Source organism: Prodigiosinella aquatilis (assembly GCA_030388725.1).
GTDB classification, from domain to species: Bacteria; Pseudomonadota; Gammaproteobacteria; order Enterobacterales; family Enterobacteriaceae; genus Prodigiosinella; species Prodigiosinella aquatilis.
The window spans coordinates 4891508-4918023 of record CP128857.1; the positions used below are offsets into that span (position 1 = coordinate 4891508).

Annotated in this window: 24 protein-coding genes; 3 read left to right on the plus strand and 21 right to left on the minus strand. The window is 47.1% G+C overall.

From position 1 onward, the window contains the following. Window position 1: 1 nt before the first annotated feature. The 3 genes from PCO85_22755 to PCO85_22765 form a co-directional block, all read right to left on the minus strand. Complete coding sequence (locus PCO85_22755; protein WJV53902.1) at window positions 2–1135, minus strand: efflux RND transporter periplasmic adaptor subunit; 1134 nt, start codon at window positions 1133–1135, stop codon at window positions 2–4. A gap of 547 nt (window positions 1136–1682) precedes the next feature. Further along, a complete protein-coding gene (locus tag PCO85_22760) occupies window positions 1683–2324 on the minus strand; it encodes a TetR family transcriptional regulator (GenBank protein ID WJV53903.1) in 642 nt (213 codons plus the stop codon). Between the two features lie 52 nt (window positions 2325–2376). Beyond that, a complete protein-coding gene (locus PCO85_22765; GenBank protein ID WJV53904.1) occupies window positions 2377–2526 on the minus strand; it encodes a hypothetical protein in 150 nt (49 codons plus the stop codon). Between the two features lie 457 nt (window positions 2527–2983). On the opposite strand from PCO85_22765, the gene PCO85_22770 reads away from it, so the two are divergent. Further along, window positions 2984–3607 (plus strand): TetR/AcrR family transcriptional regulator, encoded by a 624-nt coding sequence (locus PCO85_22770; GenBank protein ID WJV53905.1) that lies wholly within the window; start codon window positions 2984–2986, stop codon window positions 3605–3607. Between the two features lie 530 nt (window positions 3608–4137). Here the strand turns inward: PCO85_22770 and phoU are convergent. The 5 genes from phoU to pstS form a co-directional block, all read right to left on the minus strand. Then, entirely contained in the window at window positions 4138–4869 is a 732-nt protein-coding gene (phoU, locus tag PCO85_22775) for a phosphate signaling complex protein PhoU (GenBank protein WJV53906.1), read from the minus strand. Window positions 4870–4882: 13 nt separating this feature from the next. Then, complete coding sequence (gene pstB, locus PCO85_22780; GenBank protein ID WJV53907.1) at window positions 4883–5659, minus strand: phosphate ABC transporter ATP-binding protein PstB; 777 nt, start codon at window positions 5657–5659, stop codon at window positions 4883–4885. Window positions 5660–5707: 48 nt separating this feature from the next. Then, window positions 5708–6595: a phosphate ABC transporter permease PstA gene (pstA, locus tag PCO85_22785; GenBank protein ID WJV53908.1), complete on the minus strand. Its 888-nt coding sequence runs from the start codon at window positions 6593–6595 to the stop codon at window positions 5708–5710. Next, complete coding sequence (gene pstC, locus PCO85_22790; protein WJV53909.1) at window positions 6595–7554, minus strand: phosphate ABC transporter permease PstC; 960 nt, start codon at window positions 7552–7554, stop codon at window positions 6595–6597. The genes pstA and pstC overlap by 1 nt, the downstream gene beginning before the upstream one ends. A gap of 114 nt (window positions 7555–7668) precedes the next feature. Then, the gene (gene pstS / locus PCO85_22795; GenBank protein WJV53910.1) at window positions 7669–8706 is read right to left on the minus strand and encodes a phosphate ABC transporter substrate-binding protein PstS; all 1038 of its coding nucleotides are present in this window, start codon (window positions 8704–8706) and stop codon (window positions 7669–7671) included. Between the two features lie 1004 nt (window positions 8707–9710). On the opposite strand from pstS, the gene PCO85_22800 reads away from it, so the two are divergent. Then, window positions 9711–9917 carry a hypothetical protein gene (locus PCO85_22800; GenBank protein WJV53911.1) on the plus strand — a complete coding sequence of 69 codons (207 nt, stop codon included), beginning with the start codon at window positions 9711–9713 and terminating at the stop codon, window positions 9915–9917. A gap of 264 nt (window positions 9918–10181) precedes the next feature. Here the strand turns inward: PCO85_22800 and glmS are convergent, their stop codons facing one another. Further along, window positions 10182–12017, minus strand: coding sequence for a glutamine--fructose-6-phosphate transaminase (isomerizing) (glmS, locus tag PCO85_22805; GenBank protein ID WJV53912.1), 1836 nt, complete (start codon window positions 12015–12017; stop codon window positions 10182–10184). 329 nt (window positions 12018–12346) lie between these two features. Further along, a complete protein-coding gene (gene glmU, locus PCO85_22810) occupies window positions 12347–13717 on the minus strand; it encodes a bifunctional UDP-N-acetylglucosamine diphosphorylase/glucosamine-1-phosphate N-acetyltransferase GlmU (GenBank protein WJV53913.1) in 1371 nt (456 codons plus the stop codon). 359 nt (window positions 13718–14076) lie between these two features. Here glmU and PCO85_22815 point away from each other — a divergent pair, with 359 nt between their 5' ends. Next, window positions 14077–16290 (plus strand): right-handed parallel beta-helix repeat-containing protein, encoded by a 2214-nt coding sequence (locus PCO85_22815; protein WJV53914.1) that lies wholly within the window; start codon window positions 14077–14079, stop codon window positions 16288–16290. Between the two features lie 119 nt (window positions 16291–16409). On the opposite strand, the gene PCO85_22820 is transcribed toward PCO85_22815, so the two are convergent. The 11 genes from PCO85_22820 to mnmG form a co-directional block, all read right to left on the minus strand. Then, window positions 16410–16823, minus strand: coding sequence for a F0F1 ATP synthase subunit epsilon (locus PCO85_22820; protein WJV56185.1), 414 nt, complete (start codon window positions 16821–16823; stop codon window positions 16410–16412). Between the two features lie 29 nt (window positions 16824–16852). Then, window positions 16853–18235: a F0F1 ATP synthase subunit beta gene (atpD, locus tag PCO85_22825; protein ID WJV53915.1), complete on the minus strand. Its 1383-nt coding sequence runs from the start codon at window positions 18233–18235 to the stop codon at window positions 16853–16855. A 32-nt stretch (window positions 18236–18267) separates the two neighbouring features. Next, entirely contained in the window at window positions 18268–19131 is an 864-nt protein-coding gene (atpG, locus tag PCO85_22830; GenBank protein ID WJV53916.1) for a F0F1 ATP synthase subunit gamma, read from the minus strand. A gap of 52 nt (window positions 19132–19183) precedes the next feature. Beyond that, window positions 19184–20725: a F0F1 ATP synthase subunit alpha gene (gene atpA, locus PCO85_22835; GenBank protein ID WJV53917.1), complete on the minus strand. Its 1542-nt coding sequence runs from the start codon at window positions 20723–20725 to the stop codon at window positions 19184–19186. Between the two features lie 12 nt (window positions 20726–20737). Beyond that, window positions 20738–21271, minus strand: a complete 534-nt coding sequence (atpH, locus tag PCO85_22840) for a F0F1 ATP synthase subunit delta (protein ID WJV53918.1) — start codon at window positions 21269–21271, stop codon at window positions 20738–20740. A gap of 14 nt (window positions 21272–21285) precedes the next feature. Continuing rightward, on the minus strand, window positions 21286–21756 hold the full coding sequence (atpF, locus tag PCO85_22845; GenBank protein WJV53919.1) for a F0F1 ATP synthase subunit B: 471 nt from the start codon (window positions 21754–21756) through the stop codon (window positions 21286–21288). A 61-nt stretch (window positions 21757–21817) separates the two neighbouring features. Beyond that, window positions 21818–22057 carry a F0F1 ATP synthase subunit C gene (gene atpE / locus PCO85_22850; protein WJV53920.1) on the minus strand — a complete coding sequence of 80 codons (240 nt, stop codon included), beginning with the start codon at window positions 22055–22057 and terminating at the stop codon, window positions 21818–21820. Between the two features lie 50 nt (window positions 22058–22107). Then, window positions 22108–22890 (minus strand): F0F1 ATP synthase subunit A, encoded by a 783-nt coding sequence (gene atpB / locus PCO85_22855; GenBank protein WJV53921.1) that lies wholly within the window; start codon window positions 22888–22890, stop codon window positions 22108–22110. A gap of 22 nt (window positions 22891–22912) precedes the next feature. After that, window positions 22913–23296 carry a F0F1 ATP synthase subunit I gene (gene atpI / locus PCO85_22860; protein WJV53922.1) on the minus strand — a complete coding sequence of 128 codons (384 nt, stop codon included), beginning with the start codon at window positions 23294–23296 and terminating at the stop codon, window positions 22913–22915. Between the two features lie 623 nt (window positions 23297–23919). Next, a complete protein-coding gene (gene rsmG, locus PCO85_22865; GenBank protein WJV53923.1) occupies window positions 23920–24540 on the minus strand; it encodes a 16S rRNA (guanine(527)-N(7))-methyltransferase RsmG in 621 nt (206 codons plus the stop codon). Window positions 24541–24626: 86 nt separating this feature from the next. Then, window positions 24627–26516: a tRNA uridine-5-carboxymethylaminomethyl(34) synthesis enzyme MnmG gene (gene mnmG, locus PCO85_22870; GenBank protein ID WJV53924.1), complete on the minus strand. Its 1890-nt coding sequence runs from the start codon at window positions 26514–26516 to the stop codon at window positions 24627–24629.

Sequence of the window (26516 nt, forward strand, 5' to 3'; positions counted from 1 at the left end):
CTTATTGCGCCGACGGATCGGTCATGGATAATTGGACGGAGTTGGAATTAGCCGTCTGGCTCTGCTCGCTAGCGGAAACTCTCATGCCGGTATGGATGTTCTGGATGCCTTCAGTGACCACTTTTTCGCCAGCACTGAGGCCGCTGGTGACCTGCCACTGGCCGTTGTTCATCTCACCTGTAGTGATATAACGTTGCTCGATGGTGTTATCGGTTTTGACTACGTACACATAGGGACGGCCCTTGACGTCATGGCTGATGGCTTCTTGAGGTGCCAGAATGCCCTCTTCCTGAACGCCCTGCACCAGACGGGCATGGACGAACATGCCGGGAAGCAGCACATGATGTGGGTTGGGGAAGGTGGCGCGCAGCGTGACCGAACCGGTGCCTTCATCCACGGTCACTTCGGAGAAGTCTAACCGTCCTTCCTGGCTATAACTGCTGCCGTCTTCAAGCATAAGCTGCACCGCAGCCTCATGGTCGTTCGGCGCTTTTAGCTTGCCCTCACTCAGCGCGCGCCTCAGGCGCAGCAGATCCAGAGATGACTCGCTGACATCGACATAGATTGGATCAAGCTGGGAGATGGTGGTGAGATAGCTACTCTGGCCATTGGTGACCAGGGCCCCCTCGGTAAAGAGTGAACGACCGATGCGTCCGGATATCGGCGCGAGAACCTTAGTGTATTCCAGATTCACGTGCGCGGTTTCCACATCGGCCTTGGCTTCAGCGGCAGTAGCCACCGCGTCGTCGTAAGTCTGGGCGCTCACCGCGTGGGCGGCAGCGAGTGGCTTGTAGCGCTTGACCACTGATTCGGCGTTAACATAAGTCGCTACCGCTTTGTCATAAGCGGCCTGATAGCTGGCGGGATCGATCTGATACAGCTGTTGACCGGCCTTGACCTCGGTACCTCCGGTAAACAGCCGTTTAAGAATAATGCCATCTACCTGTGGTCGCACTTCAGCACTGCGTACCGCGGTTGTGCGGCCGGGCAGACTTGTGAACAAGGTTATGGGCTGAGTTTTAAGCGTTACGACGCTAACATGAGGCACCGGTGCTGCTGGTGCGCCATTGTTGGTAGAACGATCGCAGGCGATCAGCAGCATGCTCAGAAAAAGCACTGATAATGTATACCGCATAATGAATATATTATCCCAAAGAAATTAGAATGATCATTCTAAGTTGAGCACAATATCATGTTGCGTCAATAAGTGTCGAAGCACAAAAAAAATAGTTACAAAATGTAAAAAAATTGATGAATTGGGAATGACAATTGCGGACCTTCAAACCCTGATCACTTGTAGAGCCAGAGTCGTCATATGGCGCGAACAAAAAACGGGATGATCGGCTTGGGAAGCGGATTGAAATGTCATTGGATGGCAGGTAAAAACGAAATGACCGTCGCGCGAAATTGACAGCAAACAAGACACTGACCCAGCAACGGGAAGAAACGTTGAAAATGTCCACCAGTGGCGTTTCGATCGTAAAAACGAAGCCTTCCTGGCCCAACAATCGAATAAAAGAGCCTTTTTGTCTTACGCCGAAAACAGCTTTGCTTATTATTTTTATCTCATCGGCATCATGCCAGCCCGTTACTCGCTTATAACATACACAAACAGACCTGCCTGTGGGTTGAAGGAGCCGGGCACAGAAGAAAGCATCACCCGATCAATGGATAAATCGCTTTTATCCAACATTACCGCGATGACATGCCTTGGTATTTTCATGGGCGATATCGAATACAAATTGTAATACAGATTGACCTTCCTGGACCGCCCAACAGTCCGGCGGCATCAAAATGCAAGACTTCAACGCACCGGTGAAAACGAAGAACGTCAGACAAGCCAGCGTCTTCGTCGGGATGGTAGTTTTAATTTCACCCCGCGCTTTACCAGAATCGAAAATACTGACCAGCAGTTGCAAAAACTTATTGTCACCCTCTTTCCCCGCTAAGAATGCATTGTTTATTTCTTCAGAGCATTCACCTCTGAAGACCATAATCTCGACCACATTACGTAGATGCCTGTCGTTTTGAATATCCTCCAAATTGCGAGTGAGGCAACGATGTAACTCAGCTACAGGCTTAGCAGCCACGCATATCCTCTCCAACTGGCTGAACAGCAACAGAGGTACCCTGTTTATGATCTCTCGTAAAAGATCTTGTTTTTCAGTAAAATGCCAGTATATGGCCCCACGGGTACAACCGGCCCGTACAGCGATCATCTGTAGTGTAGTGCGCGCCACTCCCACATCTCGGAAACATTGCTCGGCAGCTTCAAGGATCTGCTCGCGAGTTTCTTCCGCTGCGACTTTTTTGCGTTTTACCACTGATTAATCTCCCCAACATTAACTCAATAACTTTTTGATTTAATCGCGAGAATTATGCTTGCGAGCCCAACGCACATTGCTTCGTCAGGTCTTCGGGATGTTCTACTTTATTAATGCGTTTCTTCTCTTTACTGAACCAACTCGCAATCAAAACGTTAAACCGTGGGATATCAAAAATCACCAATACGGTTGCGATAGGCATAGTCCCCAATGACCTACTTACGGCTGATGCCTTACCGACCGTAATAGAGAAACCATCACTCTCTTGCTAGCTTGTCTTGGCAAAATGTGAGATTGATCTTGTACAGTGTGTCCCACATTGACCATGCTACCCTTGTGGAATAAGTGTTTTTGAAATACCCCCTGGTCTGATGCTTTATTTCAGCTACTCAATGAGATGTTGTGGGCCATGAAGCTTTGAAGTGAGCGTGACATTTAATTCTCTTAACGTTAACGTTACACTCCTCGTGAAAACCGTCCCTGAGGGATGCAGAGAGCGATCGTGTCCAGTGAGAGTGCCATCATTAATATGGTTAAACTTGTCCAAACAGGGCGAAGAAAAGCAAACATGACTATCACCCTCTTATTAGGTTGAATATTCATTCTAGTATATTAATGCTAATTTAAAACTTGCAAGAATTACTGAACAGGAGAAATCCATGAGTAACCCCCAGGACGATGAAGTTCGGGAGAAAACCAAGGAACGCAGAAAACAGGTGCTAGACGCAGCGGCAGATTGCTTCCGGAAAGAGGGTTTTCATGGTTGCAGCATAGCCAAAATTTCTAAGGCTGCTGGCATGAGCCCAGGGCATATCTACTATCATTTTGCTAACAAAGAAGCGATCGTTGAAGCACTGGTGGCACAGCAGGAACACACGCTACTGGAACTCGTGAATGACATCGCCGCTGCTCCACCCGATGAAGCGTTGGTTGATTCTCTGACCAGGCAAACCGAAAGAATGATTGAGCATCATACTTCCCCTGATTTTGTAGGATTATGGCTAGAAATTGTTGCCGAGGCGGCACGTAATCCGAGCGTTGCTAAATTGCTTCAATTATCGCATAAAAATATCGTTGCACAATTTGATGAGCAATTGATTAAAAGGTCAAACACCAGCAACGCGGAGGAGTTCCGAAAGTTGAGTGGAAAGATGGATATTATAGCGTTAATTTTCAGTGGATTATCCCAACATGTCGTCACCAGGGCCAACGAGAATAAAATTGACTACAAACGACTATCGGAGACAATAAACAGTGTCATCAAACACTTATTTAAAACTTAAAACGCTAATGTCAGGTTTGTAAGTAAAATGAGCTTAGGGTCGAGAGCGGTGGTACTGGTCGTATTGAGTTTGTAACTGCCGATCAACGTGTAGCTCGCCGCCACTACAACCCCATAAGCAGATAGCATTTTTCTGACCAAGACTCCCTGTCGACAACCCCGTTTAATGGGTTCTTCCGCCATTTGTGCTGCACAATAAATTCTTTGGTCATGACTCCAATAATAATTATTGGTATCAATACAGCGTTATTATCACGGTTATTCACCTTACCTGTACTCTAAATAATTCCAGTTCAGAAAGGCGGCTCCGAAGGAGTCAGACTTATTGGGGATCCCGATAAAAAACGCTCTGCAAGCAGAGCGTCAGACGATAAACCGCGGAGTCAAAACGATGATAATGGGAGAGACAAGTCAAACATCCATGCCAGAGATGGTGCGGCTGAAGCTGACAATAATATACTTGCAGCGCCTTTACGATCTCCCCATTATCATCGCTATATGCACTTTGTTATCAAACTCAGCGAAATAACATTATTTCGCTTTTTTGGCGTCACTCGCGATCAGGAGTTTTTCCAGAGCATCGCCACCCATATGGCGAACATCCTGACCTTTCACGAAGTAGAAGATAAATTCGCAGATATTCTGACAGCGGTCACCGATACGCTCGATAGAACGGGCGCAAAACAGTGCGGTCAGAACACTTGGAATGGTACGGGAATCTTCCATCATGTGAGTCATTAACTGACGCACAATACCCTCGTATTCCTTATCGACTTTTTTATCTTCCCGGTAGATACGGATGGCTTCATCCAGATCCATACGGGCAAAAGCATCCAGCACATCATGCAGCATCTGCACCGTGTGACGGCCCAGAGACTCCAGACTCACCAGCAACGGTTGATGCTGGTGGGAAAATTTTTCCAGCGCGGTGCGGCAAATTTTATCCGCCACGTCACCGATGCGTTCCAGCTCCGAAATAGTTTTGATGATCGCCATCACCAAGCGCAAATCGCTGGCCGTGGGTTGACGCTTGGCGATAATGCGCACACAAGCTTCATCAATCGTCACTTCCATCAAGTTAACTTTGGAATCACATTCAATAACCCGCGTCGCCAGTTCTGAGTCCTGATTGTGCATCGCAGTAATGGCGTCAGTCAGTTGCTGCTCAACCAGTCCCCCCATGCTCAAGACCTGAGTGCGAATGTTCTCCAGTTCGGCATTAAACTGACCGGAAATATGTTTATTCAGATTAAGATTTTCCATGATACTCCCGTAATCAACCGTAGCGACCGGTAATATAGTCTTCGGTCTTTTTCTGCCGAGGCGCGGTAAACAGGGTGTCGGTATCACTGAACTCGATCAGCTCACCCAGATACATAAACGCCGTATAATCGGAACAACGCGCAGCCTGCTGCATGTTATGCGTCACGATCACCACGGTATAATCTTTCTTAAGCTCTGAAATCAGTTCTTCGATTCTGCCAGTGGAAATAGGATCCAATGCCGAGCAAGGTTCATCCAGCAGCAGAACTTCAGGGCGGATAGCAATACCGCGAGCGATACACAAACGTTGCTGTTGTCCTCCAGACAGACTGTAACCACTCTGGTGCAGTTTATCTTTGGTTTCCTGCCACAATGCCGCCTTGGTCAGCGCCCACTGTACGCGCTCATCCATATCCGGACGGGACAGCTTTTCAAACAGGCGCACCCCAAACGCAATATTGTCATAAATCGACATCGGGAACGGTGTCGGTTTCTGGAATACCATACCCACCTTGGCACGCAACAATGCGATATCCTGCTTATCCGTCAAGATGTTATTACCATCCAGCAGAATATCTCCCTCAGCATGTTGCTCTGGGTAAAGCTGGTACATTTTATTCATGGTTCGCAGCAACGTGGACTTGCCACATCCCGATGGGCCGATGAACGCAGTAACCTGATTTTGGGCGATATCCAGCGTAATGTTTTTTAGCGCATGGAATTTCCCGTAATAAAAATTCAGATCGCGCACCTGGATTTTGCTGGTGGATGTCTCAGTAGCCATACTCATCAAGACTTCTCTCTTCTAGCCGGTGCTGCTACGCAACACTTTTAATTATCAATGTTTCTTCTCAGCAAACACTACACGTGCCAGGATATTCAGAAATAGCACACACACCGTAATCAACAGTACACCTGCCCAAGCCAGCTGTTGCCACTCTGAGAACGGACTCATGGCAAACTTGAAGATAGTCACTGGCAGGTTGGCAATCGGATGCATTAAATCCGTGTTCCAGAACTGGTTGGATAACGAAGTGAACAGCAACGGTGCCGTTTCCCCGGCGATACGAGCAACAGCCAGTAGAATGCCGGTAATAATTCCTGAAACAGACGCTTTTAACGTAATTGCAGAAATCATTTTCCATTTGGGTGTACCCAGAGCATAGGCAGCTTCACGCAGGCTATCTGGTACCAGTTTGAGCATATTTTCCGTGGTGCGGATAACAATCGGTATCTGTAATAATGCCAGCGCGATAACCCCTGCCCAGCCGGAAAAATGCTCCATTCTGGTAACCACGAGACTATAAACAAACAGCCCTACAACAATGGACGGTGCCGATAGCAAAATATCATTAATAAAACGGATAACTTCTGCAATCAGCGATTTACGGCCATATTCCGCCAAATAAATGCCAGCCATGATACCCAGTGGCGTTCCCAGAAATGTCGCCCAAAAAATCAGTAGACCACTGCCCGCAATAGCGTTGGCTAAACCACCACCCGGTGAGTTGGGAGGCGGAGTCATTTCGGTAAACAGCGACAGTGACATGCCGTCAATACCTTTGGTGATCGTGGAAAACAGGATCCAAACCAACCAGAACAACCCAAATGCCATCGTCAGCATCGATAAACATAAAGCGATACGATTTTTCTGACGCCGCCAGGCCTGCATTTTGCGACGCATGCGGATAAGCTCTGCTTCGTTCTCAATGCTGATTGCCGTCATTAATGTACTCCTTCATTTTTCGCCAAACGCATGATCATCAATTTTGAACACGCCAGAACAATAAAGGTAATGACAAACAGGATCAGGCCTAGCTCCATCAGCGCTGCGGTATGTACACCAGGATCAGCCTCCGCAAATTCATTCGCCAACGCAGAAGTAATACTGTTTCCCGGCATATACAGTGACGGGCTATTCAGCTGGTAGGTGTTACCAATGATAAACGTCACTGCCATCGTTTCTCCCAGCGCACGTCCCAGACCCAGCATCACACCGCCGATCACACCATTTTTGGTAAACGGCAGCACAATACGCCAAATCACTTCCCAGGTAGTACAACCGATGCCGTAAGCCGACTCCTTCATCATCACGGGTGTTTGCTCAAACACATCACGCATCACGGCAGCAATATAGGGAATAACCATGATTGCCAGAATCACACCAGCAGCCAGAATACCAATACCGAAGGCCGGGCCGGAAAACAGCACACCTATAAACGGAATATCGGAAAGCACATATCCCACCGGCTGCTGGAAATATTTGGCAAACAACGGTGCAAAAACAAATAAGCCCCACATGCCGTAAACGATACTGGGGATAGCGGCCAACAATTCAATAGCGATACCCAACGGACGTTTTAACCAGTTGGGCGCCAGCTCGGTCAAAAACAGGGCGATACCAAAACTGATCGGAATCGCAATAATCAAGGCAATCAGCGAAGTGACAATAGTGCCGTAGATCGGAACCAACGCACCAAATTGCTCGGCAGGTGCATCCCATTCCTTTGTCCACAAAAACGAAAAACCGAACTTCTGTATGCTCGGCCAGGATGCAATAATCAGGGAAACAATGATGCCCCCCAACAACAATAACGTTAGCAACGCAGACAGCCTTACCAGCACACCGAAAATGACATCTCCATGTTTTCCTGGCGGGGTAATAGCTGGCTTATATTCAGCCATACGACTCTCTTCTCAAAATAATAGGGGGGAACCCCTATGAATTTCGGAGGCGGATCCCCCGTTTCCGGATTATCCGCCTCACGATTACCAGCAAATAACGATTTACCAACTCAATTAATAAATCGATTTACCACTTTCGTCTTTAATCTGAGTTTTCCATGCTGCGCGAACCTGAGCAACCACTTCTTTTGGCAGAGTCGCGTAATCCAGCGCGTTGGCTTCTTTGCCGCCATGGTTATACGCCCAGTCAAAGAACTTCATCACTTCTTTACCCTGTGTAGGCTTGGTTTGTACTTTATGCAACAGGATAAAAGTAGTGGAGGTAATTGGCCATACATCCGCCCCCTTCTGGTTAGTCAGGTCCTGAGCGAAAGACTTGCTCCAGTCAATACCTTTGGCCGCGTTACTGAATGATTCTTCAGTCGGGTTCACAACCTTACCATCAGCAGAAATCAGTTTGGTGTAAACCAGCTTGTTCTGTTTGGCATAAGCGTATTCTACATAACCAATAGCACCAGGCAGACGCTGAACAAACGCCGCGACACCATCATTACCTTTACCACCCAGACCGGTCGGCCAGTTAACCGTGTTACCTGCACCCACCTTCTCTTTCCACTCAGGGCTTACTTTTGACAAGTAGCTGGTAAACACATAAGACGTGCCAGAACCATCAGCACGACGGACAACCGCAATATCCTGGTCCGGCAGCTTCGCTTTCGGGTTCAGTTTGGCAATTGCTGGATCATTCCATTTTTTAATCTTGCCCAGATAGATATCACCCAGGGTTTTACCATCCAGCGTCAGTTCACCTTTTTTCACGCCCTGCACATTAACCGCCAGAACAATACCGCCAATCACAGTCGGGAATTGGAACAGACCTTCCTGAGCCAGCTTTTCATCTTTCAGCGGCGCATCAGACGCACCGAAATCCACGGTTTTTGCAACGATTTGTTTTACACCGCCTGAAGAACCAATTCCCTGGTAGTTTATTTTGTTGCCGGTTTCTTTTTGATATGAATCAGCCCATTTCGTGTAAACCGGAGCGGGGAATGTCGCACCTGCGCCGGTGAGGTCAGCAGCAAAAGCGGAAACAGTCATCAAAGAAACGCTTGCCGCAACAATACTGGCAACAGTAGTACGCATCAGTTTCATAATCCCTCCTGTGGGATAATACTTTAAAAGTGTAGACCCGGAGCTTTGTTAATCAGAGTGTAGTTTGCAGGAGGGAAAATAGGACAATTAAGTGACATTAAAATGTACGTTATATTACGGTTTTATTACAAACAAACCAATACATGAGGTTATGTGGAATCTGATTATGCAATAACAGCAACAGGAATCAGGTTGTGGCCCCATTATTCAGGGAGGAACGCAATGAAAAGGCTCACTGTGACGATAAATTTTTTTTTACAGTACCGTACATCTGGTATTCAATAAAGCCGCATAACACACGGCTTTTACTACTTAACTCTGCTCTCGTTAATGTGGAGCCGTTTTTATCCAGCTCTCATAAAACGTTATTTCCAGCGATGAAAAATCAATGAGGTATTGATGCCGCCAAAAGACAAACTCGAACTCACCGAACCAAAATCCGTTATACACCAGACGCCTTATCCCATATAAATTCACGCCATAAAAAATCCGTCCGCTAGTCACCCTATTTCCTGGGAACCATCGGACGGATGTTATATACCCATCATCTTTCAAATTGCAGGTGCTTTTCCTCCTTTATGTATCTTAATGCTTAATGGATATGTTTTTATATATCAATACGATAATTACTCACAACACCTCTAGGGAAAATGTCTTAACCGTCAGTTGAACGCGTTAGATCTTCCCAAGCATCGATTTCGGCTGCATAAGCTTTCAGTTTATCTCGCACCAGGCCGAAGAGACAAAACGTATGCGGGAGAACTTTGCGGTACTACCCGCACATTTTGCGTCAGAATTTGTCTCTTCTCATTAGCGGAGAGATTGAAATTTATTAGCATAGTCATGATGGCCCATCATTCAAATAGATAACGCCTTGTCACATTAGACGTAAACGGACATACAGAGCCCTTCAGCTTTAAAACCCACTGACAGAACATGACGCTAGTACAGGCAAAATGCTCCTGTCATCCGATACAACGCAACAGTGGGGAGCCCGAGACAGGATGAAAATCTCAGAGACAATCACCGCCGTTTTTTTTCTTTTTATTTCCATAGGCGCTATGGCTGCCGCACCCACTCCTCATGCAGTGGTGGGAGAGTCAAGAAATCACAATGGGTTCAAATCGCATTTTAACATTGCCGACACCGCCGAAATGCCGGATGAACGTCGCGATGATCCCTGGCATGGCTCACATCTTACTTCATCGTAATACTGTACTCGTCCCGTTTATGTAGCGAGACGCAATGAGATCTCTCAGAAAAGGGCATTTCGTGGCGTATTATCCACAGTTGATAATACGTTCCGTCTCCAAGATCTCTCTCTTGTCTCACTCAGGAAGCAATCACAGTCTCTGACAGTGACTATTCAGATTTAGGCATAAAAAAATCCGGTATGCTTTTTGAACAGCATAACCGGATTTTCCAGTTAGCAACTATGTTGTCATCCCACAAACCTGACTAGCTTATTATCACACTTACTCTACCGTGACAGATTTTGCCAAATTACGTGGCTGATCCACATCAGTGCCTTTAATCAGTGCTACATGATAAGCCAGCAGTTGTAGTGGAACGGTATAGAAAATCGGCGCAATAACATCTTCAACATGAGGCAGTTTGATAAGCTTCATCATCTTGCTATCAGAAGTGAAACCAGCGGCTTCATCGGCAAATACATATAATTCACCGCCACGCGCCCGCACTTCTTCAATATTGGACTTCAACTTTTCCAACAGCTCGTTATTGGGAGCCACCACTACCACCGGCATATCAGCATCAATCAGCGCCAGTGGACCATGTTTCAACTCGCCCGCGGCATAGGCTTCCGCATGGATATAAGAGATCTCTTTAAGCTTCAGCGCGCCTTCCATTGCTATCGGATACTGATCGCCACGCCCCAGGAACAAGGCATGATGCTTGTCAGAAAAACCTTCCGCCAGCGATTCGATCAGTTTGTCCTGCGACAACATCTGCTCTATACGTGCTGGCAATGCCTGCAAAGCATGAACAATATCGTGCTCGATTTTCGCATCCATACCGCGCAAATGGCCAATACGCGCCACCAGCATCAGCAGTACCGTCAGTTGCGTGGTGAAAGCTTTGGTTGATGCCACACCGATTTCCACACCGGCTTTGGTCATTAACGCCAGATCGGATTCACGCACCAGTGAAGAACCCGCAACATTACAAATCGCCAATGAACCGAGGTAACCCAACGCTTTGGACATACGTAATGCTGCGAGGGTATCGGCTGTTTCACCAGACTGAGACAGCGTAATCATCAGGCTATTAGCGCGTACTGCCGGTTTGCGGTAACGGAATTCAGAAGCGATTTCCACATCACAAGGCACTCCCGCCAACGCTTCAAACCAGTAACGGGAAACCATACCGGAATTGTAAGACGTTCCGCAGGCAATAATTTGAATATGCTGAACTTTCGCCAGCAGTTCATCCGCTTTCGGCCCTAACTCGGACAGGTTGATCTCGCCGTGGCTGAAACGCCCTTCCAGGGTATTTTTAATGGCCATCGGTTGTTCGTAGATCTCTTTTTGCATGTAGTGACGGTAAGTCCCCTTGTCACCGGCATCGTATTGCACGCTGGATTCAATCTCTTCGCGTTTAACATCCTGACCTTGCTTATCGAAAATATGCACGGTGCGACGAGTAATTTCAGCCACGTCCCCCTCTTCCAGGAAGATAAAGCGGCGAGTTACCGGCAATAATGCCAGTTGGTCGGAGGCGATAAAGTTTTCCCCGACACCAAGACCAATCACCAACGGACTGCCGGAACGGGCGGCCACCATCACGCTGGGATCACGGCTATCCAACAACACCATTCCGTACGCACCGCGCAACTGAGGAATAACACGCTTCACCACATCTACCAGTGAACCCCCACTTTGCTGCTGTTCCCAATGAACCAGATGCGCCACGACTTCAGTGTCGGTTTCAGAAGCAAACCGATAACCACGTTTAACCAGCAGTTCACGTAACGGTTCGTGATTTTCAATAATACCGTTATGCACTACGGTAATGTATCCAGAAACATGCGGATGAGCGTTATCTTCAGAAGGCTCACCATGTGTAGCCCAACGCGTATGAGCAATTCCGGTACCGCCGTGCAACGGATGTTCATCGGCTGCCTGAGCCAGAATCTGTACCTTGCCCAAACGGCGTAAACGGGTCATATGACCGTCATTGTCCACGACTGCCAGACCAGCCGAGTCATAACCGCGGTATTCCAGACGGCGTAACCCTTCTAGCAGTATTTCTGCAATATCACGCTGTGCAACAGCGCCTACTATTCCACACATCTGTTGTATTCCTATAGAAGTGACATATTGTGTCACCAGAGATGTCTCTGACCTGATTATTCCGGTTTTTTCCGGGTTCCCCGAGCCTTGTAGAGTTGGGGATTATTATGTTTTGTCCTGTGTTCTATCGATAAAACACAGAACAAAACCGTCTTTATATCAAAACGTTGTTTAGCTGGTTATTGCTGACGTTTTAACGCCTGTCCTCAGCGAGTATGGGAATACATCAAAGATTGTCAGCGCTGCCAGAATGGATCCCCGACGTCGCGGGGATGACAAAAGAGCAAACTGATAACAAACCGATGAGGTATTCACAGTCATCGACTCGGTTATTTTCTCTTTACCGGACGAACCCAACCAGCGATATGCTGCTGCTTCACCCGACTGATAACCAGCTCATTCTCACCAACATTCCGGGTAATGGTGGTACCAGCGCCTATCGTGGCACCTTTGGCTACGCTAACCGGCGCCACCAGTTGAGTATCAGAACCAACAAACACATCATCACCGATAATGGTTTTATGCTTATTCGCACCATCGTAATTGCAGGTAATGGTTCCGGCACCAATATTGACGCCAGCACCAATGTCAGCATCACCCAGATAGCTTAAGTGACCAGCTTTAGAGCCTTTCCCCAAACGAGCTTTCTTCAGTTCGACAAAGTTACCGACATGAGCACCTTCCGCCAGCTCGGCCCCTGGACGTAAACGGGCAAAAGGCCCAATAGTGCACTTCGCTTCAAGTACAGCATCTTCCACTACCGAGTATGGACTGATCTCACAGTCGTCACCAATCACACTGTTTTTTATTACACAACCCGCGCCAATTTTGACTCGACTGCCCAACGTCACCTCACCTTCAAAAATGACATTAATATCAATAGTGACATCACGACCGTGTTTCAACTCCCCCCGCAGATCAAAACGAGCAGGATCACGTAGTGTCACCCCGGCCAGCAACAGTTTTTTCGCCTGTTCTTGCTGATAAACACGCTCCAGTGTGGCGAGTTGCAAGCGGTTATTCACCCCTTCTACTTCACTCTGGCTATCGGGATGAACAGCCATAACACGATGGCCTTCCTGTACTGCCATGGCGATAATATCCGTGAGGTAATACTCGCCCTGCACGTTATCGTTGGTAAGTTGGCTCAACCAGCGTTTCAGATCCTGACCATTTGCTACCAGGATGCCGGTATTGATCTCGGATATTTGCCGCTGTTCCTCACTGGCATCTTTGTGTTCAATAATACCGACGACTTCGCCATTTTCACGCACGATGCGGCCATAACCGGTAGGATCATTAACCTTCACCGTCAGTAAACCAATCCCACCCAACGGTTTTGCCTGTAACAGCCGCTGCAATGTAACCGGAGAAATCAGCGGCACATCACCATATAGCATCAGGATATCTTCATCGTCAGCAAACCAGGGTGCGGCCTGTTGCATAGCATGACCAGTGCCTAGCTGTTCAGCCTGTAATACCCAATTCAACGATGAATCAGACAGCGCTTCCTTCAGTAGATCGCCACCGTGGCCATAGACCAGATGCATATTTCTGGCACCAATTTTCATTGCTGCATCAATAATATGCTGAACCATAGGTTTACCCGCCAGCGGGTGAAGTACTTTAGGAAGATCGGAATACATGCGGGTTCCCTTGCCAGCGGCAAGGATAACCACACTCATAGCACTGTTTGACATAGGCATCCTGACTAAAAACCAAGAGGTGTCGCCATTATGGTGACAGACAAAAGTAAACCCGTTATCACGCTGGAATACTACATATTTTTCAGCGAAAAATACCTGTCCAACGGGATTCCAGGCACCAAATTCAGATGAATGGAAGTGTACTCAAACTGGGGCGATTTGGGTAAGTATGATGATACTCCCGCGTTAATTTTTATGCTCTCCGCCACACTGCCTGTTTCATTGACGGATTAAGTCACGAAACGGAAACTTTTGGTAAAAAACCTCATCCACTTTGTGAGCCACACAAAAGAAACGCTGTTTCATTTTTTGTAATAATGCGCCAACCAATAACAAATAATGATGGGGAAGATATGAAATACGCTGTTTCCGGGCTCATTACTGTAGCCCTTAATTCATTTTTATTGATGGGGAGCACGCCTTCTTTTGCTGCTCCTCAGGCAGCACCGCTGGTCTGGCACAGCATCGCTTTCGGGCAGTCCACTGATGTGAATTTCTCCTCCAACGTTTTACCTGAAAAAATCGGGGTTAATGACGTTACCATCAACGGCAAAAAACTTACTTCAACAGATAAAGCCGATTTATCCGCACCAATTACCATTGAAAGTCGGGGTGGAAAAATAGCCAACACCCATGATGGATTAACGTTTTTCTATACTGAACTACCCGCCAATGTAAATTTCACGCTGCAATCTGACGTTACGGTTGATCAGTTTGGTCCTGAGACAAAGGCCAGACCAGCCGCACAGGAAGGTGCTGGGATATTAGTACGGGATATTTTGGGTGTACCTCGGCAGAATCCACTGAAAGTGGGATATGAGGAGTTTCCGGCAGCCTCAAACATGGTGATGAATGCCATCATGACCCAGGATAAAAAGGCCAAAAATGCCAAAACTGAAGTAAAAATACAGGCTATTTCACGGAATGGTGTGATACAGCCGTGGGGTAATATTGGTGCTAAAATTAGCAAAAGTAGTTATCAGGAAAAAATTAATCTGGAACAAACGCCAACATTCCGCCTGAAACTGGAACGGACTGACGATGGCTTTATCACTTCTTATGCGCCTAAAGACAGTGATCAATGGGTAACAAAAACCGTCAAAGGTGCTGATCTGGTCACCCAACAGGATAAAAAGCATTACTATGTCGGTTTCTTCGCCTCACGTAATGCAAAAGTCACCATTAATAATGCCAGCCTGACCACCAGTCCAGCGCATACAAAATTATCACCCGCCTTTAAAGCAGAAAGTTTCGCACCATTGTTGCAAGTGGCTTCTTCAACCCTTTCCGTTCACGACAACTATCTGGTCCAGGCCAGAGTGAACTACAACGGTACACTGGCCGTATATCAGAATGGCAAGGAGCTTGGCAAAGCACACGCGATCAAAGCCGGTGAAATGTTCAGCCTGCCAGCGAAGCTGACAGCGCCGAAAACAGATTTCAAACTGGTTTACACACCTGGTGACGGTAAAGATAAATCGCCACAGGAAGCGAGTTTCAGTGTAGAAAAAGTGACTTTTGCGGATGCCAAAAATTTGTATGTTTCTCCTGAGGGGAAATCAACCAACAATGGTAGCAAAAAAGCGCCACTGGATATCACGACAGCTATCAGTGCATTACCTGCAGGCGGTACGTTGTGGTTAATGCCTGGAGATTACGCTGCAACCGAAATTCCAGTAACCGCCAGCGGTACAGCCAAAGCGCCAAAACATCTGATTGCAGTTGAAGGTAAGAGCGTTATCCATGGACTCAATCTCAACGCTAGCTACTGGATTGTAAAAGGTGTTGAAATTACTGATAAAAGCTTCCGTATCGAAGGCAGTTACAACCGCATAGATCGTGTGGTGGCACACAATTGCGACGACACCGGAATTCAGGTTTCATCAACAGGAAATGTGGGAAAACCCTTGTGGGCCAGCCATAACCTGATTTTGAATTCAGAATCCTACAGCAACCAGGATCCAGGTAAAATCAACGCGGATGGATTTGCAGTAAAAATGCGCGTTGGTGAAGGTAATGTGATCCGTGGTGCCTTCTCTCATGACAATATTGATGATGGGTTTGACCTATTCAACAAAATTGAGGATGGTCCGAACGGGGTTGTGGTGATCGAGAATTCTATTGCACTCAACAACACCAGCAACGGTTTCAAACTGGGAGGGGAAGGTCAGCCGGTTGCACATCAGATTAAAAACAGCATTGCCATTGGCAATCATCTGGATGGCTTTACCGACAACTTTAACCCAGGTGCGCTAGTCGTTGAGAATAATATTGCACTTGATAACCAACGCTTTAACTTTATCTTCCGCCCAAGCCCGTACTATGGCCCGGAAAAACAGGGAATATTTAAAAATAATGTATCCCTGCGCACGTCAGCGGGTAAATATGATGACGCTGTCGTGGGTCGTGTAGATGCCAGTAACTACTTCATCAAAGACAACCATTCGATCAACAATAAAGGGAAAGAAATCACTACTGCCGCCTATAAATCCATTGTCGTACCACAAACATTCACGCGTGATGCAAAAGGCAATTTGCAGCTGGGTGATTTTCTGAAGAAAAAATAACACACTCTCAAAGGATGCCCGACATTGGGCATCCGGCGGGAATCATCAAGCAATAATGGTGAACATAAAAAAAGGCCAGTCGGTAAAAAACCAACTGGCCTTTTTAACAACTGAAGCTGTTACATCGCTTTTCTGGTCAGCTCAATAACGCGCAGTTTGGCAATCGCTTTTGTCAGCTCGGCAGAAGCTTGAGCATAATCCACATCACCATGTGAATCACGGATATGCTCTTCCGCTTTACGTTTCGCTTCCAATGCCCGCGCTTCATCAAGATCCTTCCCACGAATGGCCGTATCAGACAAAACAGTGACCATATTCGGTTGCACCTCAAGGATACCCCCGGACAAGTAGATATACTCTTCACTGCCGTGCTGTTTAACAATACGCACCATACCGGGATTAATAGCCGTAAGCAGGGGAGCGTGACCAGGATAAATCCCCAGTTCACCTTCGCTACCGGTCACCTGGATTTTTTCTACCAGACCGGAGAACATTGCCTGTTCTGCACTAACGACATCCAGATGGTAAGTCATAGCAGCCATATCACCCTCCTCTCAGAACGTTACAGTTTCTTGGCTTTTTCCACTGCTTCTTCAATGGTGCCAACCATGTAGAACGCCTGCTCTGGCAGGTGGTCGTAGTCGCCAGCCATAATGCCTTTGAAACCACGAATGGTGTCTTTCAGCGATACGAACTTACCCGGAGAACCAGTGAAGACTTCAGCCACAAAGAACGGTTGAGACAGGAAGCGCTGGATTTTACGTGCGCGGGATACCACCAGCTTGTCATCTTCTGACAGCTCATCCATACCCAGAATCGCAATGATATCCTTCAGTTCCTGATAACGTTGCAGAATAGACTGCACGCCACGCGCTACATCATAGTGTTCCTGCCCAACAACCAGCGGATCCAACTGACGACTGGTTGAATCCAACGGATCAACGGCCGGGTAAATCCCCAGAGAGGCGATATTACGGCTCAGTACCACAGTTGCATCCAAGTGAGCAAAGGTGGTTGCTGGCGATGGGTCAGTCAAGTCATCCGCAGGGACGTAAACGGCCTGTACGGAGGTAATAGAACCTGTTCTGGTAGACGTGATACGTTCTTGCAGAACGCCCATTTCTTCCGCCAGAGTCGGCTGATAACCTACCGCTGAAGGCATACGACCCAACAGTGCAGAAACTTCTGTACCGGCCAAGGTGTAACGATAGATGTTATCAATGAACAGCAGTACGTCACGACCTTCTTCACGGAACTTTTCAGCCATGGTCAGACCGGTCAATGCTACACGCAGGCGGTTACCCGGCGGCTCATTCATCTGGCCATACACAAGTGAAACTTTGTCGATAACATTGGACTCGGTCATTTCGTGGTAGAAATCGTTACCTTCACGGGTACGTTCGCCCACACCTGCAAACACAGAATAACCGGAGTGCTCGATCGCGATGTTACGGATCAACTCCATCATGTTTACAGTTTTACCAACACCCGCACCACCGAACAGACCCACTTTACCGCCCTTGGCGAACGGACAGATCAGATCCATAACCTTGATACCGGTTTCCAGCAGATCTTGTGAGTTAGCTAATTCTTCATAACTTGGTGCAGGACGGTGAATAGCCCAACGCTCTTCTTCACCGATATCGCCTTTCATGTCGACGGGCTCGCCCAGTACGTTCATGATACGGCCAAGAGTCGATTTACCTACCGGTACTTCGATCGGGTGCTCCAGGTCGGTCACAACCAAACCACGGCGTAGACCGTCGGAAGAACCCATTGCAATACAACGAATAACGCCGCCGCCTAACTGTTGCTGTACTTCCAGTACCAGTTTGGAAGAACCGTTTTCTACCTCAAGCGCATTGTACACTTTTGGTACCGCGTCTTGGGGGAACTCGACGTCCACCACGGCGCCGATTACCTGGATAATCTTTCCAGTAGCCATCTTGAATCCTCTACGTAATTCGTAAACCTAGCTTAAACCGCGGAGGCTCCCCCGACGATCTCGGTGAGTTCCTGAGTGATGCTGGCCTGACGAGCCTTGTTGTACACCAACTGCAGCTCTTTGATCAGGCTGCCGCCATTATCGGTTGCGGCCTTCATCGCTACCATTCGCGCGGCCTGCTCACTGGCCAGGTTTTCTACGACACCCTGATAAACCTGAGACTCCACATAACGACGCAACAGGGTATCCAGTAGCGACTTAGGATCGGGTTCATACAGATAATCCCAGGATTTCTTTTTCAGTTCGCCATCTTCTGCGGGTGGCAGCGGCAGCAACTGAACAACTTGTGGAACCTGAGACATGGTATTGATGAATTTGTTACCCACGATATACAGCTTGTCCAGGCGACCTTCGTCGTAGGCTTGCAGCATAACTTTTACCGGACCGATCAATTCAGACAGAGTGGGGTTATCTCCCATACCGGTAACCTGAGCAACAATGTTTCCACCTACTGAACCAAAGAAAGACATACCTTTAGAGCCAATCAGCGCCAGATCACTCTCAACGCCTTTATCACTCCATGCTTTCATTTCAGCCAGCAGTTTTTTGAACAAATTAATATTCAAACCACCACACAAGCCACGGTCAGTAGACACCACCAGATACCCAACATGTTTTACTTCACGTTCTTCCAGGTACGGGTGCTTGTATTCCAAATTTCCCAACGCAAGGTGACCGATCACTTTGCGTATGGTTTCTGCATAAGGACGGCTGGCCGCCATACGATCCTGCGATTTACGCATTTTGGAAGCAGCAACCATTTCCATCGCTTTAGTGATCTTCTGCGTATTTTGGACGCTTCCGATCTTACTACGTATCTCTTTTGCGCCGGCCATTTTAGCTTCTCCTCAATGCCTAGCGACCTGCCATAAGGCAGGCCACGGGGCGTTACCAGGACTGGGTTGCCTTAAAGGTATCAAGGATAGTCTTGAATTTATCCTCGATCTCATCGTTATAAGCGCCAGTCTGGCTGAGTTGTTGCAGAAGATCGCCATGCTCACGATTGGCATAGGCCAACAGTGACGCTTCAAAACTGCCAACTTTCGCCAGTTCAACGTCTTCCAGATAACCACGTTCGGCGGAAAACAGTACCAGCGACTGCAATGCAACAGACATCGGTGCATACTGTTTCTGCTTCAGAAGTTCAGTCACTTTCTGACCATGATTCAACTGCTTACGCGTGGCATCATCCAGGTCAGAAGCAAACTGAGAGAAGGCCGCCAATTCACGATACTGAGCCAGTGCGGTACGGATACCGCCAGACAGTTTCTTCATGATCTTGGTCTGAGCTGCACCACCCACACGGGACACGGAGATACCCGGGTTAACTGCCGGACGGATACCAGCGTTAAACAAGTTGGATTCCAGGAAGATCTGGCCATCAGTAATAGAAATTACGTTGGTCGGAACAAACGCCGAAACGTCACCCGCCTGAGTTTCGATGATCGGCAGAGCGGTCAAAGAACCTGTTTTCCCCTTCACTTCACCTTTGGTAAAAGCCTCGACGTAATCAACATTTACGCGCGCAGCCCGTTCCAGCAGACGGGAGTGAAGGTAGAAAACATCCCCAGGGTACGCTTCACGACCAGGCGGACGACGAAGCAACAGGGAGATTTGGCGATAAGCAACGGCCTGCTTGGACAGGTCATCATAAATAATCAGTGCATCTTCACCGCGGTCACGGAAATATTCACCCATTGCGCAACCGGCGTATGGTGCCAAATATTGTAGTGCAGCAGACTCAGACGCCGTGGCCACGACGACAATGGTATTTGATAGTGCATCATGCTCTTCCAGCTTGCGTACCACGTTGGAGATGGTAGATGCTTTCTGTCCGATAGCGACATAAATACACTTAATACCCGAATCACGCTGGTTGATAATCGCATCAATCGCCAGTGCGGTTTTACCAGTCTGACGGTCACCGATAACCAACTCACGCTGACCACGACCAATTGGAATCATGGCATCAACGGACTTGTAACCGGTCTGGACGGGCTGATCAACGGATTGACGATCGATAACGCCAGGCGCAATCGCTTCAACCGCAGAAAAACCATCGTGTTCAACCGGGCCTTTACCATCAATCGGTGCGCCCAGCGTATTGACAACACGGCCCAACAGGCCACGGCCAACCGGTACTTCCAGAATACGACCGGTACATTTTACTTTATTACCTTCGGCCAGATCCTCATACGGACCCATAACGACTGCACCAACAGAGTCTCGCTCCAGGTTAAGTGCAATCGCATAACGGTTGCCAGGCAGGGAAATCATCTCCCCCTGCATCACATCAGCAAGACCGTTTACATGAATGATCCCATCACTGACGGAAACAATGGTACCTTCATTGTGAGCTTCGCTCACTACATTGAACTGAGCAATTCGCTGCTTGATCAGTTCACTGATTTCGGTGGAATTCAGTTGCATGCTCCAGTCCCCTTAAGACTGCAAGACGTCTGTCAAACGTTCAAGACGGCCACGAATACTGCCATCTATCACCATATCGCCAGCGCGAATAATTACGCCAGCTATAACAGACTTATCAATTTTGCAATTCAGCTTAACTTTACGTGACAGACGTTGTTCCATCGCTGCAGCTATCTTGGATAACTGCTGTTCATTTAACGCTGCAGCAGAAATGACATCGACATCTACCGTCGATTCCAGCTCAGCCCGATGTTGAACAAATTGAGCCAGCACTTCGGAAAGCACTGACAAACGCCCGTTTTCAGCCATCACCCTAATCAGGTTCTGGCACGCATCATCCAGCTCGTCACCACATACGGCAATGAATGTCTTCGCCATAGTCTGGGGCGCAACGGCTCCAGAAAGTAACTCAGCAATGTGTTCATTACGCGCGACTTCAGCAACAAATGTCAGCATTTGTTGCCAGTGGTCAACTGACTGGCTTTCAACGGCAAAGTCAAAAGCTGCTTTGGCGTAGGGGCGAGCTACTGTGACAAATTCAGACATCAGCCCCTCCCTCCTTACAGTTCGGCGACAAGTTTATCAACGATGTCGCTGTTAGCAGCTTCATCCACGGAACGTTCAATAATTTTCTCGGCACCGGCAATAGCCAACATAGCAACGTGCTTACGTAACTCTTCGTAGGCACGTTTGCGCTCGGCGTCAATTTCAGCCTGCGCTTGTGCCACAATTTTGTTACGCTCCGCTTCCGCTTCAACTTTAGCATTGTCCATAATCTGAGCACGCTGCTTATTAGCCTGCTCAACAATGACTAGCGCTTCCGCTTTGGCTTTCTTTAATTGATCGGTCGCATTGGCCTGCGCTAAGTTCAGATCTTTTTTGGCTCGTTCAGCAGAAGCCAGACCGTCAGCAATTTCTTTCTGACGTTTCTCAATGGCGTCCATAATCGGCGGCCATATATACTTCATGCAGAACCAGACAAACAGAACAAATGCAATGGCCTGGCCGAGGATTGTAGCGTTAAGATTCACAGCACAATGCCTCTTCTTAGTTAAATAACTTGATGTTTTTCACCATGGCAATAAATCTTGCTTAAGCTACAGCAAACATCACATACAGACCCAGACCAACAGCAATCATCGGGATAGCATCCACCAGACCCATAACGATAAAGAACTGTGTCCGCAGCAGAGGAATCAGGTCAGGCTGACGAGCAGCACCTTCCAAAAATTTACCACCCAGAATGCCGATACCGATCGCAGCACCGATAGCCGCCAAACCCATCATTAAAGCGGCAGCCATGTACAGCAGATCCACACTCAGGTTTTCCATGACAGTCTCCAGTTTTTTTCAATTAAAACGTTTGTAGTGTTGAAAGAAAATTAATGCTCTTCAGATGCCATCGAAAGATAAACAACCGTCAGAACCATGAAAATAAAAGCCTGAAGCGAAATGATCAGAATGTGGAAAATGGCCCAAGGCACATTTAATATCCACTGAGACCACCACGGCAGCAGGCCGGCAATCAGGATGAAGATCAACTCACCCGCGTACATGTTGCCAAACAGTCGCAAACCTAAAGAAATCGGTTTTGACAGCAGGCTAACACCTTCAAGAATCAGGTTGATAGGAATAAACACAGGGTGATTGAACGGCTGCATGGTCAATTCTTTAACAAATCCACCAATGCCTTTCATCTTGATGCTGTAGAACAGAATCAGGATGAAAACCCCTAACGCCATGGAAAGTGTAATGTTCACGTCCGCGGAAGGTACCACACGTAATGCAGGCAGTCCCAAAACATGCTCACCAATATATGGCAGCAGATCGATAGGCAACAGATCCATCAGATTCATCAGGAAAACCCAGACGAAGACGGTGAGCGCCAACGGAGCAATAAGCTTACTTTTGCCATGGAACATATCGCGTACATTGCTATCGACAAAACCAACGATCAGTTCTACTGCAGCCTGCAGTTTACCCGGCACACCGCTGGTGGGGTTTTTAGCAACTTTACGAAAGATAACCAGAAAGAGTATTCCAAGAAGCACAGAGAAAAACATCGAATCGATGTTAATCGACCAGAACCCTGTCCCCACCTGTAAGTGTACAAGATGGTGACTGATATACTCTTGCGGAGTAGAGATTTCTCCTGATGCAGACATGATGTCCCTTACCCTTTTGTTGTTAACTACGGTAACGGTTAATGACGGCTGGTGCCACAATCTGCATGACCAGCATTGATAAATACGTCAGGCCAAGCGGGAAAAATGCCGCATGGAACCCGCCTAACGCCACCACCAACAATGCAATGGTGAATAGCACTTTCAGCGCTTCACCCAAAGCAAATGACCAGGCAACGCGTCCTTCCGATGGTTTATGTGTCTGATGACGCAAGGCAAACAGCATAAACAACATATTCGGTAACCAGGCTGCCAATCCCCCACCGAGCGCAGAAGCTGCGGCTTCCAGGCTAACCACACTGAAAATCGCGCTTAACACCAAAAAAGTCACCAATTGTATTAAAAGTGACCACAGCGCTAACTTTCCACTGTAAAGGGATACAGACATGACGCGTGCCCTCTCCGTACCTTTCTCAGAGTTTACTGAATGACGTATAACACTGCCTTTAATGCACCGAGTCAAGCAGCAAAAAACGTGCAAATTATACGGGTCAGCCCATCGAATTCAATCAATAAGTAGCGAAAAGGTGAACAATTATTTAAATTTATTTCCTAAGCCTTATTTCCGCTAAATATCCAGTTAACACACCAATAGTGAAATGAATGTTAACATGCTGCTAATATGTGATATCAGTCACATAAAACAAAACAGGTCTTTTTATATCCGATCAGACTTTTTTTTGTCTTTAGCAAAAATAGCTATTTATCTTTTTTAATTTCAATAAGATAAAATAAAACATCAACAAAACACTTACAATACAGCACTCAAACCATCTATTGACATTGTGAATATTTTTTTATCATGTTTTTAACACACGCCAATGGATTGCTCGGCGGTTAAAATCGAAATACGGTAAAAAAAACACCACTGCCGAATACGTTAATCACCAGGTATACATCACGTTTGTAAAAAATTGGTGAATATATTTCATTAGTTTAATGATTATTTCATTCAAATTTATCAGCTTGAGAACGTTACAAATAGTTATAATTTTCTGATGAAAAACAAAATTAGTTCCGTTTAAGAATCACCAAGTGACGTTCTCCAACCAACTCAGGTACAAAAAGTGGAATAATGATTTCCGAGATAATACCTTCAGGTAAGGCATCCAGCTCATCTTGAGGAACCGTTCCCTTCAGTGCATAAAAACGGCCTTCAGGACGGGAAGGTAAATGATCACACCAGTTAACCATATCCTTCAGAGAAGCAAATGCACGGCTTATCACCCCATCAAAAGAAGGTGCCGCCGAAAAGTCTTCTACACGGCTCTGTACCGGTTCAATATTGTCGAGATGTAATTCATGCTGAGCCTGACGCAGAAAACGCGCCCGTTTTCCCAGACTATCAAGTAAGGTGAAATGTGAATATGGACGAATAATGGCTAACGGTATGCCCGGTAAACCCGGTCCTGTTCCCACATCAATAAAATTCTGTCCCTGAAGATGTTTTTCTATCACCAGGCTATCCATGATATGACGAATCAACATTTGTTCAGGATCACGGACTGAAGTCAGATTATAAGCCTTATTCCATTTATGCAGGAGATCAACATACTGAATAAGCTTATTTTTTTGTTGATCGGTCAGGGAAATACCAGCGGTATCTAACAGGCTATTGAGTTTGTTAAGCACAAGACAATCCTGAATATCACGTTATTAATACAATCTAGCTGTATTTCCACAGCCAGATTTACGGGCTATTTTGCTAAAAACGACTATCAGGCACTGCGGCGCAGCATCCCCTGTTTTTTCAACCAAACCAGTAAAATTGAGATTGCAGCTGGTGTAATACCAGAAATACGCGATGCCTGGCCAATGGAACCCGGTTTATGATCATTCAACTTTATAATAACCTCATTTGATAATCCGGTTACCTGCTGATAATCCAGTCCTGCGGGCAATAGCGCATTTTCATTGCGGAGTTGTTTTTCAACTTCATCCTGCTGACGGGCAATATACCCTTCATATTTCACCTGAATTTCCACCTGCTCTGCCGCTTTATCATCAGTTAGTGCAGGGGCGAACATCGGTAACCCGGTCAACATAACATAGTTAATTTCAGGACGGCGCAGTAGCTCTTCACCGCTAGCTTCTCGAGAAAGTGGTGTTTTCAGTAAGGAATTAATCTGATCACGGTTCTCTGACAACGGATGAACATGAATATCACGCAGGCGCTGCCGTTCTTTCTCAATATTTTCCAACTTCTCGTTGAACGCGGCCCAACGAACATTATCCACCATACCTAATTGACGACCAATTTCCGTCAACCGTAGGTCAGCATTGTCTTCGCGCAGCATCAGACGATATTCGGCTCGCGAAGTAAACATGCGGTAAGGTTCTTTGGTTCCCAATGTACAGAGATCATCAACTAAAACACCGATGTAAGCTTGATCGCGTCGAGGTGTCCAGCCTTCCTGATCAAATGCCAAACGAGCAGCATTCAATCCAGCCAGCATTCCCTGCGCAGCAGCTTCTTCATAACCGGTTGTCCCATTGATCTGACCGGCAAAGAAAAGACCGTGAATAAATTTATTTTCCAGTGTCGGTTTTAAATCTCGAGGATCAAAAAAATCATACTCAATAGCATAACCAGGACGAACAATACGAGCATTCTCCATCCCTTGCATGGAACGGACAATCTGCCACTGTATGTCAAATGGTAGGCTGGTAGAAATGCCGTTAGGGTAGATTTCATTACTGCTCAACCCTTCCGGTTCAAGAAATATCTGGTGGGTATTACGATCGGCAAAGCGCATCACCTTGTCTTCAATGGATGGGCAATAACGAGGCCCGATCCCCGCGATGACACCAGTGTACATTGGACTACGATCCAAATTATTGCGGATCACCTCATGAGTGCGCTCATTGGTGTGGGTGATATAACAAGGCATCTGTGCCGGATGCTGGCCAGGATCTCCCAGAAAGGAAAAAACAGGCATCGGGTTATCACCGTGCTGTTGCGTCAATACACTGAAATCAATAGTCCGGGCATCTATGCGTGGTGGAGTACCGGTTTTTAAACGCCCGACTCGCAACGGTAATTCACGTAAACGGTGGGCTAATGGAATGGATGGTGGATCGCCAGCTCTGCCACCGCTGTAGTTATCCAGACCAATATGTATTTTACCGTCCAGAAATGTTCCTACCGTTAGTACTACGGCTTTGGCACGGAACTTCAACCCCATCTGGGTAATGGCCCCCACAACCTGATCATTTTCCACAATCAGATCGTCGACTGCCTGTTGGAAGATCATCAGATTTGGCTGGTTTTCCAGTGCAGCACGTACTGCTTGACGATAAAGAACCCGATCTGCTTGTGCACGAGTAGCTCGTACTGCAGGACCTTTACTGATGTTTAGTATCCTGAACTGAATACCCGCTTGATCGATGGCCTTAGCCATCAGTCCACCCATGGCATCAAGCTCTTTTACCAGATGACCTTTCCCTATACCGCCGATAGCCGGGTTACAAGACATCTGTCCCAGCGTATCAATATTGTGTGTCAGTAAGAGGGTTTGACGTCCCATACGGGCCGAGGCCATGGCGGCTTCAGTGCCTGCATGACCACCACCGATCACGATGACGTCAAAAGGATCTGGATAAAACAT